Source organism: Sporosalibacterium faouarense (assembly GCF_016765695.1).
Classification (GTDB): Bacteria; Bacillota; Clostridia; order Tissierellales; family VENL01; genus Sporosalibacterium; species Sporosalibacterium faouarense.
Genome location: NZ_JAETGO010000025.1, coordinates 41,763 through 53,900, shown reverse-complemented (window position 1 = coordinate 53,900; position 12,138 = coordinate 41,763). Strand labels below are relative to the sequence as shown.

Genomic DNA, 12,138 nt, shown 5'->3' with positions numbered 1-12,138 from the left:
ATTTCATCATATGGAAATAATATTACTCCTATCTAATAAAGCTACATAAATATACTTTTCTTTTTTCTCCTATTAATTCCTTTATATAATAAGCACAAAATCAAAAATAGGAATTATTGCTTAAAAAAGACAGCACACCAAAATAATGCGCTGTCTTACAGTTCATTTCTATGTTTTTTACTTAGCAAACTCCTAATTTAGTCTCAAATACAAGCTTTTCTCCTTCATAATTAATTATAACAGTGTCATTCTTCTCAATATTTCCTTTTAGCATTTCTTCAGATAATCTATCTTCAACTAATTTTCTTATAGCTCTTTCCAGAGGTCTTGCACCGAAAGTTGGATCGAATCCTTCCTTTCCAATGTATTCCTTAGCCTTTTCACTTACTTCGATATTGATATTCATTTTCTTTAATCTATCCTCTAAATTTTTAATCATTAGATTTACTATTTCTTTAATGTGTTCTTCATTTAGAGGATGGAATACTATAGTTTCATCTATTCTATTTAAAAATTCAGGTCTGAATGTCTTTCTTAGTTCATCATTTATCATATCCTTCATTTTATCGTATTCAGCCTTTTCCTTTTCTTCTTCTGAAGGAGATGCAAATCCTAAAGTTTTTTGTTTCTTTATTTTCGATGCTCCTACATTTGAGGTCATTATAACTACTGTATTCTTAAAATCAACAATTCTACCCTTTGAATCAGTTAATCTACCATCATCAAGAAGCTGTAATAATATATTAAATACATCAGGATGAGCCTTTTCAATTTCATCAAATAATATAACTGAATATGGCTTTCTTCTTACCTTCTCAGTTAGTTGACCTCCCTCATCAAATCCAACATATCCTGGAGGCGAGCCCACTAGTTTAGACACTGAATGCTTCTCCATATATTCTGACATATCTAATCTAATTACAGCATCTTCATCACCAAATAAAGCTTCTGCTAAAGCCTTTGTTAGATAAGTTTTACCTACTCCTGTAGGACCTACAAATATAAAAGTTCCTATTGGCTTATTAGGATCTTTCAGGCCTACTCTAGCTCTCCTTACTGCACTGGAGATAGCTTTAACTGCTTCTTCTTGTCCTATGACTCTTTTATGGAGAATCTTCTCTAGATTTAATAATCTTTCTGATTCTTCCATAGTCATTTTCTTAACTGGAATTCCAGTCCATTCTGAAACTACATGGGCTATTTCTTCATATCCTACTTCATTCGAGCTAATTTGCTTTTCCTTTTTCCACTGATTTTTCTTATTATCTAATTCCTCTTTAATATTCTTTTCATTATCTCTAATCTTTGCTGCTTTTTCATAGTCTTGAGTACTTATAGCCTCTTCTTTCTCCTGAGATAGCTCTTCCAGTTTATCTTCTAATTCCTTTAATTCTGGTGGAGCTGTAATTACTTGAAGCCTAACCCTAGAAGCAGCTTCATCTATTAAATCTATTGCCTTATCTGGCAAGAATCTATCAGTAATATATCTTTTTGACAACTCGGTAGCAGCATTTAAAGCTTCATCAGTAATTTTCACCCTATGATGAGCCTCATATTTATCTCTTAACCCTTCTAAAATTTTCAAAGTATCTTCTGCTGTTGGTTCTTCAACTGTTATAGGCTGAAACCTTCTCTCTAAAGCAGCATCTTTTTCTATATGCTTTCTATATTCATCAATAGTTGTAGCACCGATAGCCTGTAATTCTCCTCTAGCAAGAGCAGGTTTTAAAATATTTGAAGCGTCGATAGCTCCTTCTGCTGCTCCAGCCCCTATTATGGTATGCATTTCATCAATAAACAGAATTACATCTCCGGATTGTCTTATTTCTTCCATAACCTTTTTTAATCGATCTTCAAACTCTCCTCTATATTTAGCTCCTGCAACCATAGAAGATAGATCAAGGGTTATAACCCTCTTATTTGTCAATAATTCTGGAACCTCTCCATCTGCGATTCGTTGAGCTAATCCTTCTGCTATAGCAGTTTTACCTACACCTGGTTCACCAACTAAACAAGGGTTATTTTTAGTCCTTCTACTTAAAACTTGAATTACTCTTTGTATCTCTTTTTGTCTCCCTATAACTGGGTCGATTTTCCCTTCATCGGCCTGTTTTGTTAAATCTCTTCCATATTTATCTAATGTAGGAGTTTTTCCACCTCTTTTTCCATATTCACTATTGCCACTTGGCTTACCATTATAATTGTTATTAAGCATTTTTATAATTTCTTGCCTAGTTTTCTCTAAATCTAAGCCTAACCTCTTTAATACGACAGAGGCTACCCCTTCTGATTCTTTTAATAGACCTAAAAGAATATGCTCAGTTCCTACATAATTATGATTTAAACTTCTAGCTTCCATAAAACTTAATTCAAAGACCCTCTTTGTTCTTGGTGTAAATCCTAATATTTCTTCTCCTTTATTTCCTTTTCCTACAGTTCCAATAATCTCTTCTTTTATTTTATCTAAACTTACTCCCATTTTTTCAATAGCTTTTGCTGCTACACCCTCTCCTTCTTTTACCAATCCTAAAAGAAGATGTTCAGTACCCACATAGTTATGGCTCAGTTCTTTTGCTGATTCTTGAGCTAGTAATACAGCCTTTTGAGCCCTTTCAGTAAACCTTCCAAACATTGCCATATTTATTCCTCCAATCTTTATAATTTTTCTCTTATTAATTCTGCTCTTTTAACATCTCTTTCTTGGGAACTCAATTCACTTTTAGCATATTTCTGAATATTAGCAGGTTGTGTTGTAATCATGAGATTATTAACAACATCAATATTTACATCCTTAATAATCCCCATATCAATTCCCATTCTTACAAACGATAGTAAATCCATTGCTTCTTTAGAAGTGATTATTCTAGAATTTCTTAAAATTCCCAATGATCTATATATTTTATCCTCTATACGAATACCTTGATTATTAAATAAACTCTCCCTAGAAGCTCTTTCCTTATCAATTATTTGCATCACTATATTTTTTAGTTTTTCAATTATCTCTTCTTCAGTTTTTCCCAAAGTAGTTTGATTAGATATCTGGAACAAGTTTCCCATGACATCTGTTCCCTCTCCATATAATCCCCTTACTGTAAGTCCTATTTGACTTACCGCCTGGAGTATTTTATTTATATAATTAGTTAAAACTAGAGCTGGTAAATGAAGCATAACTGATGCTCTTAATCCTGTACCTACATTGGTAGGACATGCTGTTATATATCCAAACTTATCATCAAAAGCATATTTAAGATTTTCATCTAATAAGTCATCAATTTTACTGCATAAATCCCAGCTTTCTTCAAGGCTCAATCCAGGATTTAAAACTTGTATTCTTACATGATCTTCTTCATTCATCATAACAGTGACCTTTTCGTCCTTGCTTATCAGAAATGCACTCTTATCAGGTTTCTCTAAAAGTCCAGGACTTATTATATGTTTTTCAACTAATATCCTTCTATTCAACAGATCAATATTCTCTATATTGAAATAGTTAAAATCTTTAGATATTACACTATTTCCATTTAATATTGCATCTTTAACTTGTTGTTTTACTACATTAGCTTCTTCATCATTCATTCTTTGAGAAAAGCTAGTATTTTCTAGATTCCTTGCAAGCCTAACTCTACTACTTATAACGATATCACTGTCAGGACCTTTGCCTTTTAACCACTTAGCCACGATATCACCTCTATTTCATTTCAATTTCTTTCTCAAGGTCTTTTATCTTGTCTCTAAGCCTTGCTGCTTCTTCAAATTCTTCCTCTCTAACTGCTATACTTAAATTCTTTCTTAGATCTTCGATATCTTTTTTAATTCTAATAATGCCACCAGCTCTCTTTGGTACTTTGCCTGTATGATTGTCATGACCATGAATACGTTTAAAAAGCGGTATTAGTTTATCCTTAAAGGAATTATAACACTCATTACATCCTAGTCTTCCTGACTGTCTAAATTTACTATAGGTCATCCCACAATTGTCACACTGAATTTTAGCTGATTGCCCCAAAGAAAGAGTACTATCATCTGTATTATCTAATAATCCTGCAAAAAAATCATGTATTGAAAATGTAGAATCAAAGTCTAACGTTTTATGTTTTTTAGCACATTCTTCGCATAAATGTACTTTGTTAACCTTTCCATTTATAATCTTGGTTAAATGCACTGTAGATTGGTTTTTTCCACATTCTTCGCAAAGCATATAATCACTCCTATACTATTTATTTGAAATAATCAGAAGCATATCCTTAAGAATTCTTGCTCTAATTTGATTCTTATATCCCGATGCCATATTCAAGGCTCTATCACTTAAAGCCGTTTTCATTAGCATACCTTCCCTGGCTGTTATTAATCCCTTTTCTATACAATTTTCAATAACATTGTAGGCTCTAGCTTTTGTAATAGATTCTTCTATATTATTATTTATAATATTACTTAGATATTTATTATTGTTTAAATCAACTCTAATTATTTTTACATAACCACCTCCACCTCTTCGACTTTCAATATAAAAACCATTACTAGTATTAAATCTTGTTTTCAATACATAATTTATCTGTGAAGGAGCACAATTAAAATAATCGGCTAATTCATTCCTCTTTATTTCTAATATACCATTATTTGTCTCTTTTAAAAGTGATTTTATAAATTCTTCAATTATATCACTTATTCTAGACATATAAACACCTCTCAATACAATACTTGCACAAATTAGACTTTGACTTTCTTTGACCTTAATTATATTAAAAAATATTAATTGCTATTTTGCAAGCCTTAATAATTATGATTATTAATTATTTTAACTTATTAGTGTTTATTATTATAATTTATCGATGTTTTTCTCATAATTTAACTATTTCTCTCAAGTATCCAGGCCAATCCAATGGATTGGCCCTTCATCTACATTAGTTATTTCATTGACATTAATAATTTATTCTTTCTTAAGGTGAGCTACTATAGATATTTGATTTCCACTATTAATTCCTTTGTTCAAATGGTCAAAGCCATTATTATCTAAAAACCTTGTGGCACCTTCTATCTTTCTATGATTATCAGCTGCTACATTTACTATAAGCTCATCGTCATATTGAATATTTTCTATTACATCCTTTAGCTTTTCATTAGGCCTTTTTTGTCCTTGAAAGTCTAAGTTAATATAATAGTCTGTCAATGATGTTCCTCCTTTATTAAGGTGGCTTATTTATATTTTCTGTTTATAGCAAACTTATTATTCTACCATTGGTCATAACAAAAATTAATTTAATATATAAAAATCATTTCTCTATCAACCTATAGGCGAATGAAAAAAATAGAGTTACTATAATTAATATTCCTACTTTTCATTCAAATTAATAATAAGAATTTTGGTTTCATCTTTAGTCGTACTCCTTGCAATATAGTGTAGATTTTCTATCGTTCTTCCAAGTACATAGGATCCTTCATTGGAGTCTAATTCTTTAGTTAAATTTGATAACTTCATCGTCTTTATATCTAATACTAATATATCCTTTGTATTCCAATCATTTATAAGTAATTTGTCTGATATCAAATCCATTGAAAATAATTTAATATTAAATTGCTCTGTATTAAATTTCATAGTCCTTTTAGTTTTATGTTCATATATGTACACATTGCAATTGTAGAAATTATCTTTCCACACTGTATAGTCACCATTGGAGTAAATAGACAGAGTATTTTGAGACATTCTTTCTATTTGAGTTTTTTCAGTATCTATAAGATTATCTACAACTAAAAAGTACTTTGAATTTTTTTGTGTCATATAAGCAATATTATTATTTCTTATATACGCCCTATCATAAGCAGAATGCATATAAACATCATGCTCTATATTCATAAAACTATCAGTTTCTTCATTATATATCATAAGTACATTCTTTTTAGTTCCATCATTTCCTTGAACTTCTTCATACCATGAAACAAAGATATTTGCAACGTCTAAAGATGGCGTGAAAGAAGAGTTGTTATTGGATCTTAATTCTTTTATTTCTTGATCTGCAAAATCATAACGTAGAATCTTCCATTCATTGTTTGGTGTATAGAACACCCAATATAAACCTGATGTTGTGCTTCTTAATTCATTTATGTAAAAAGGACTGCTTAAATTTCCTGTATCGTATATAATTCTTGTTTCAGAAGTATCTAAATCCTGCTCTATAATTTGAACTTGAAAAGTATAATCACTCATAGGTATAGGGTAAACCAAAACATAATATAACATTCCATCCCTATAAGCAATATCACCAACTACAGCTTTAGTAGGAACTTTTACTCTAAGTTCGGAAACAGTAAAATTATTTTTTTTATTCAAATTAACTTTTACTATTTTTTCTGAAATATCAACTACTTGACTTGAAAGACTTTGATTTTCATCTGAGTCTTTTTTCGATACTTGTTCATTGTTATTATCTATTTTACTAATATTTTCTTTTTCAGTATCATTGAATATAATTTCATTAATGTTTGAACTGCTTTCAAGACTTGAATTACAGCTTGCTAAAAATAGGCATAAACATGATATGAAAAATATTATAATTTTTTTTAATTCTATCTTCATTTTATTCCCCTTTCCCGACAATGTTTGCAAAAAAATACTTCTAATTAATTGTAATATTTTCCATTTTAATTGTCAATAAGAGCAATTCGTGGAAATATATGGACTATCCAAATAATATTCAAGTAATTAGCTAATTATATGTGTTTGTACTTGTTATAAAACTAACTAGTTTTTTGGAACTATTTTACATATTTATCAACATAGTCTTTCAAGGCAATAAGAATAATAAATATACAATTTTCTAAACTAATAAATTTTATTTTTTGTTAAATACTATAGATATTCAATATAGTTATTTATTTTATGCAATATTAGAGGTGAGAAATATGGACTACCTTTATCCACCATTTTGGATTCTATTAATAATTTTAATAATCTTAGGGTGTATATCCATAGGATTTCATAAGTTAAGCTTTGCTGATATCCAAATTATTATTATGACTACTGCACTAGGATTTGCATCTGATATGCTTTTATGTAAACAATTTGGCCAATATTATTTTGTGGCTAAAAACTATAGAGGCTGGTATAGTTTTTGGGCATGTGTAGGGATGAATCCAGCTTTAGCCCTCATATACATAAAACTATTACCAAAGAAGAGGATTCGTCTAATTTTCTACATTGGACTATGGTCATTAGCCTTAACTTTATTAGAGTTATTTATAGCTTTACCCTATGGTATAGTCCATTATCCACGTTGGCGTATCCTTCCATGGTCTCCTATATTATATATAGTAGTTTTTATTTGGGAATATATATATTATAAATGGCTAAAAAAGAATCTTAACTACTGAAATTAAGCATATTATAAGGGAGTACAGTTCTAACTGTACTCCCTTATCTAGCAATTATATATCAAATCTTCACTTACTCTCCTGCATTAGCTGTAGCTATGACTTTTTCTGCTATTTGTCCAGGAACTTCATCATATCTTGCAAATTCCATGGTAAAGCTTCCTCTTGCTTGAGTCATTGATTTTAAATCTATAGCATACTTAAACATTTCTGCTTGTGGTGCCTCTGCTTTTACTAATTGCATTCCACCTTTTTGTGGCTCCATACCTAATATTCTTCCTCTTCTTTTATTCATGTCTCCCATTATATCTCCCATATAATCATCTGGGATTAATATTTCAACATTCATTATAGGCTCAAGAAGTGCTGGTTTCGCTTCTTTCAATCCCTTCTTAAAGGCAACAGATGCTGCTATTTTAAATGCCATTTCACTTGAATCAACAGGATGATAAGAACCATCATGTAAAGTAGCCTTTAGTTTTACAACTGGGAACCCAGCTAAGACACCTTTTTCAATACTTTCTCTAAGTCCCTTTTCTACTGCTGGAATATATTGCTTAGGAACTGATCCTCCAAATATTTCTTCACCAAATTCAAAGTCTTCAGTTGAAGGCTCAAATCTAATATGAACATCACCATATTGTCCTGCTCCACCAGATTGTTTCTTATGCTTACCTTGTACATCTGCTCTACCTTTAATAGTTTCTCTATAAGCTATCTTAGGATCAAACAGCTCTACTTCTACACCGAAAGCATTTTTAAGCTTATCCTTTATAATAGTTAATTGCATATTTCCTTGACCACCAATTAACAATTGCTTAGTTTCACTATTTCTTTCAGTAGTAAAAGTAGGATCTTCATCTACTAATTTATGGAGAGAAGTACCTATCTTTTCTTCATCTCCTCTTGATTTCGGTTCAATAGCCATATATAAACATGGCTTTGGATATTTAATTCCTTCATACTGGATTGGATTATCCATATCGCATAAGGTATCTCCAGTTTCAGTATATTGTAGTTTAGCAGTAGCTCCTACATCTCCGGCTACTATTTTACCTACTTCAACCTGTTCTTTTCCTCTTAACAAGAATAGATTGCTTATTTTTTCAGTTTCATCTTTATTAGGATTTAACACTTCTAAGTCCTTCGACATAGAACCTGAGCAAACTTTAAATAAAGATAACTTTCCAACAAATGGGTCAACAATTGTTTTAAATACTAGAGCTGAGAAAGGTTCATTTTCATCAGCTTTTCTTATAATTTTTTCCTCTGTTTCAGGATTAATTCCTTCAAAATCACCCATATCTTTAGGTGTTGGAAGATAATCAAACACCATGTCAAGTAACGATTGAATACCAACTCCCTTAGTTGCAGAACCAACTAATACAGGAACAACTTCATTATTTACAACTCCTTTTCTTAATCCTTCATGGATTTCTTCAGTTGTAAATTCTTCTCCTTCAAAATATTTCTCTAATAACTTTTCATCACTTTCAGCAACTGACTCAATAAGCATTTCTCTTATTGGCTCAATAGTATGTTCTAATTCTTCTGGAACTGATACATCAACACATTCTTTTCCATTAAATTCTCTTCCCTTTAAATCTACTACATTTACAAATCCTTTAAAGTCATCAGCTACTCCCATAGGTATACAGAATGGAGCTATTTTCTTACCAAATTTATCTCTCAATTGATTTATTATTTTGTCAAAGTTAACGTTTTCCTTATCCATTTTGTTCACAAAAATGATTTTAGGGATATTTCTTTCTTCCGTATAATTCCATGCCTTTTCTGTTCCAACTTCTACCCCTGAACTTGCATCAACAAGTATAATAGCTCCCCCAGCTATTCTTAATGCACTAAAAGCTTCACCTACAAAATCAAAATATCCCGGTGTATCTATCATATTATATTTTGATTTATTCCACTCTACAGGAATATTTGTAGCTCTAATTGAAAATTGATGAGCTATTTCCTCTTTATCAAAATCTGATACTGTGCTTCCCGATTCCACTTTGCCCATTCTTTTGGTTACGCCTGTTAGAAATAGCATGGCCTCTGTTAAAGTTGTCTTTCCTGATCCACCATGACCTAAAAGTGCAACATTTCTTATTTGATCAGTACCATAGTTTTTCATTAACACACCTACCCCCTTGGTTCGTATAATTTTCTGACTATTAATAATATTCTACAATATTTCGAATATTCCTTGCAACTTTTAAAGATATTTTTTTATTATTTTTCATTTTTTTGTTATTTTACTTTATTATTCCATTTTTAAGATAAAATATTATTTTATTTTCCTAAATTTTTATTTTATTTTGAATTTTTTATAAAAGACAATAACAATAATGTTCTACCATCTAAATATATGTTATAATTGCATTAAATAGACTTTTACTTTTTTAAGGGGGATGATTAAGTGGCAATACAATTTAGAGAAGAACTAAAAGAGTTGTCAGCATATAAACCTGGTAAACCAATCGAGGATGTTAAAAGAGAGTATGGATTAAATGAAGTTATCAAGCTTGCCTCAAACGAAAATCCTTTAGGATGTTCTCCTAAAGCTACTGAGGCCATTAAGAAAGCTGCTGATAATCTAGCTATATATCCCGACGGTAACTGCACTTTACTTAAAGAAGCTTTGGCAAATAAAACTGGATTAAAACCAAGTCAAATTCTTCCTAGCAGTGGCTCCGATGAAATGCTGGATCAGTTAGCAAAAACCTTTGTAAATCCTGGTGATGAAGCTATTATGGCTGACATTACATTCTCAAGATACATAGCTACTACAAAAATGATGGGTGGAAAACCTGTTATTGTACCTTTAAAGGAATGGACATATGATATTGATGGAATGTTAGAAGCAATTACTGATAAAACTCGTCTCATATGGTTATGTAATCCAAATAACCCTACAGGTACTATGTTTACAGAAGACAAATTAAATGATTTTTTAGCAAAGGTTCCAAAAAATATTATTGTTGTTTATGATGAAGCATACAATGAATATGTAACTAGAGATGATTTTCCTAAAAACAGCTTAGACCTTTTAAATGATTATTCCAATTTAATTGTTTTAAGAACGTTTTCGAAGATATATGGATTAGCCGCATTAAGGGTAGGTTATACAATGGCAAGTGAGGAAATTATTAGTAACATTAATAAAATCCGTGGGCCTTTTAATGTAAATACATTAGCCCAAGTCGCTGCAGTAGCTGCATTAGGAGATGATGATTTTATAAAGAAAAGCTATGAGGTTAACAAAGAGGGTAAAAATTTCCTTTATAAAGCATTTGATGAAATGGGATTGGAGTATGCCCCTTCTGAAACAAATCATATTTTTGTTAATGTTGAGAAGGATGCAAATGAAATTTTCGTAAATCTCCAGAAAAAAGGAATGATTATTAGACCTATTACAGGAACCTGGATTAGAGTTTCAATAGGTACAGCAGAGCAGAACAAGAAATTTATTGACTTATTAAAGGAAGTATTGTAAGTAATTGAAATATGGGATTATATAGGACTATAAGCCTATTTTTGTAAATTTTAATAGGCTTATAGTCCTATTTTTTTGTATTACTTTACGTTTTTATTACCATAATTTTCTTGTTTGTAGTATAATAATTATTGTGATTGTTTGTAGAAATTCCAAGTATATTGTAATATTTTGTAATATATGTTTTGTTATTACAAAATAATCATGCAGTTATAAAGTATTTAGGAGGGATTTATATGACAAATTGTAAAAAGAATGCTGGTATTTTAGGTGTAGGTCTTTATATGCCTGAAGAAATACGTACTAACGATTATTGGAATGATAAGGAATTTTTAAATCTTCCACCAAGTAAATCTAAAAAGGATTGTTTTTTGGGAATAGATGAAAGACGAGTTTTTCCAAAAAATATGCTTCCTTCAGAAGCAGAAATTAAAGCAGGAGAAGCTGCATTAAAGAATGCAAATATAAGTAAGGAGGAAATCGATCTTGTTTTAGTTCATTCTATGGTACCTAATGAAACTGTTCCTGGTAATGCTAGTTTAGTTCAATATGAGCTAGGACTTAAAAATGCTGCTGCTTGGAACATAGATACATGCTGCTCAAGTTTTGTCACTATGTTTATCAATGCTTCAGCTTTAATAAAAAGTGGAATGTTCAAGAAAATATTAGTTATTACATCAATTTTTCATTCAAAAATAATTGACGAAAATGATTATTTGACTCCTTATGTTGGCGATGGTTCTAGTGCTGTTGTTGTTGGAGAAGTTCCTGAAGAATATGGCTACATAACATCTCACTGTACTTCTAATGGCTATTATCATGATGCCTTCACCGTAAGAGAAAGATTACCTTTAGCATCAAAATACAGGTCCCATTTTGAAAAATCACCACTTCAAAATTTAATGACTTCAAATACTAAAAAAGCTAGAGAAATGGGAAAAAAATCTTTAGATTACATGAGTGAAGTACTATTTGAAACCTTAAATAAATCTGATTATTCGAAGTCTGATTTAGACTTTTTCCTATCCCATCAACCTTGTCATTGGGCTCATGATGCCTGGAGGGATCTATTAGAACTATCAGAGGATAAATCTTATCAAACATTTAATATTTATGGTAATATAGCCTCTACTTCAATACCTGCTAGTATGTATCATGCTTTAGAGAATAATAGAATTAAAAAGGGAGACACAATACTAATTGCATCATCAGGTGCAGGAGAAAATCACGCTGCTGCTCTTTTTAAATGGGCAATATAATTAGATTAGCTA

General features: G+C 30.7%; 10 protein-coding genes. 3 read left to right on the top strand and 7 right to left on the bottom strand.

Annotation, left to right across the window (positions count from 1 at the left end; all coding sequences use genetic code 11):
• Nucleotides 1-181: 181 nt before the first annotated feature.
• The 6 genes from JMO20_RS04020 to JMO20_RS03995 all read right to left on the bottom strand — a co-directional run bounded on the left by JMO20_RS04020 (nt 182) and on the right by JMO20_RS03995 (nt 6,571).
• Nucleotides 182-2,638: an ATP-dependent Clp protease ATP-binding subunit gene (locus JMO20_RS04020; protein WP_279380048.1), complete on the bottom strand. Its 2,457-nt coding sequence runs from the start codon at nt 2,636-2,638 to the stop codon at nt 182-184.
• Between the two features lie 17 nt (nt 2,639-2,655).
• Nucleotides 2,656-3,678, bottom strand: a complete 1,023-nt coding sequence (locus JMO20_RS04015; protein WP_202708249.1) for a protein arginine kinase — start codon at nt 3,676-3,678, stop codon at nt 2,656-2,658.
• Between the two features lie 10 nt (nt 3,679-3,688).
• Nucleotides 3,689-4,198, bottom strand: coding sequence for a UvrB/UvrC motif-containing protein (locus tag JMO20_RS04010; protein WP_202708248.1), 510 nt, complete (start codon nt 4,196-4,198; stop codon nt 3,689-3,691).
• 15 nt (nt 4,199-4,213) lie between these two features.
• Complete coding sequence (locus JMO20_RS04005; protein WP_202708247.1) at nt 4,214-4,675, bottom strand: CtsR family transcriptional regulator; 462 nt, start codon at nt 4,673-4,675, stop codon at nt 4,214-4,216.
• 252 nt (nt 4,676-4,927) lie between these two features.
• The gene (locus tag JMO20_RS04000) at nt 4,928-5,167 is read right to left on the bottom strand and encodes a hypothetical protein (RefSeq protein ID WP_202708246.1); all 240 of its coding nucleotides are present in this window, start codon (nt 5,165-5,167) and stop codon (nt 4,928-4,930) included.
• 162 nt (nt 5,168-5,329) lie between these two features.
• Complete coding sequence (locus JMO20_RS03995; RefSeq protein WP_202708245.1) at nt 5,330-6,571, bottom strand: hypothetical protein; 1,242 nt, start codon at nt 6,569-6,571, stop codon at nt 5,330-5,332.
• A gap of 326 nt (nt 6,572-6,897) precedes the next feature.
• Between JMO20_RS03995 and JMO20_RS03990 the strand changes: the two genes are divergently transcribed.
• A complete protein-coding gene (locus tag JMO20_RS03990) occupies nt 6,898-7,365 on the top strand; it encodes a hypothetical protein (RefSeq protein ID WP_202708244.1) in 468 nt (155 codons plus the stop codon).
• A gap of 73 nt (nt 7,366-7,438) precedes the next feature.
• Here the strand turns inward: JMO20_RS03990 and fusA are convergent, their stop codons facing one another.
• Complete coding sequence (gene fusA, locus JMO20_RS03985) at nt 7,439-9,505, bottom strand: elongation factor G (RefSeq protein WP_202708243.1); 2,067 nt, start codon at nt 9,503-9,505, stop codon at nt 7,439-7,441.
• Nucleotides 9,506-9,790: 285 nt separating this feature from the next.
• Here fusA and hisC point away from each other — a divergent pair, with 285 nt between their 5' ends.
• Complete coding sequence (gene hisC / locus JMO20_RS03980) at nt 9,791-10,867, top strand: histidinol-phosphate transaminase (RefSeq protein ID WP_202708242.1); 1,077 nt, start codon at nt 9,791-9,793, stop codon at nt 10,865-10,867.
• A gap of 236 nt (nt 10,868-11,103) precedes the next feature.
• Nucleotides 11,104-12,126: a 3-oxoacyl-ACP synthase III family protein gene (locus tag JMO20_RS03975; RefSeq protein ID WP_202708241.1), complete on the top strand. Its 1,023-nt coding sequence runs from the start codon at nt 11,104-11,106 to the stop codon at nt 12,124-12,126.
• Nucleotides 12,127-12,138 lie beyond the last annotated feature (12 nt).

Bases quoted from the DNA above. Each gene is read 5' to 3' on its own strand.
- JMO20_RS04020 (WP_279380048.1), bottom strand. From the start codon at position 2,638: ATGGCAATGTTTGGAAGGTTTACTGAAAGGGCTCAAAAGGCTGTATTA.
- JMO20_RS04010 (WP_202708248.1), bottom strand. From the start codon at position 4,198: ATGCTTTGCGAAGAATGTGGAAAAAACCAATCTACAGTGCATTTAACC.
- JMO20_RS04005 (WP_202708247.1), bottom strand. From the start codon at position 4,675: ATGTCTAGAATAAGTGATATAATTGAAGAATTTATAAAATCACTTTTA.
- JMO20_RS03995 (WP_202708245.1), bottom strand. From the start codon at position 6,571: ATGAAGATAGAATTAAAAAAAATTATAATATTTTTCATATCATGTTTA.
- JMO20_RS03990 (WP_202708244.1), top strand. From the start codon at position 6,898: ATGGACTACCTTTATCCACCATTTTGGATTCTATTAATAATTTTAATA.
- fusA (WP_202708243.1), bottom strand. From the start codon at position 9,505: ATGAAAAACTATGGTACTGATCAAATAAGAAATGTTGCACTTTTAGGT.
- JMO20_RS03975 (WP_202708241.1), top strand. From the start codon at position 11,104: ATGACAAATTGTAAAAAGAATGCTGGTATTTTAGGTGTAGGTCTTTAT.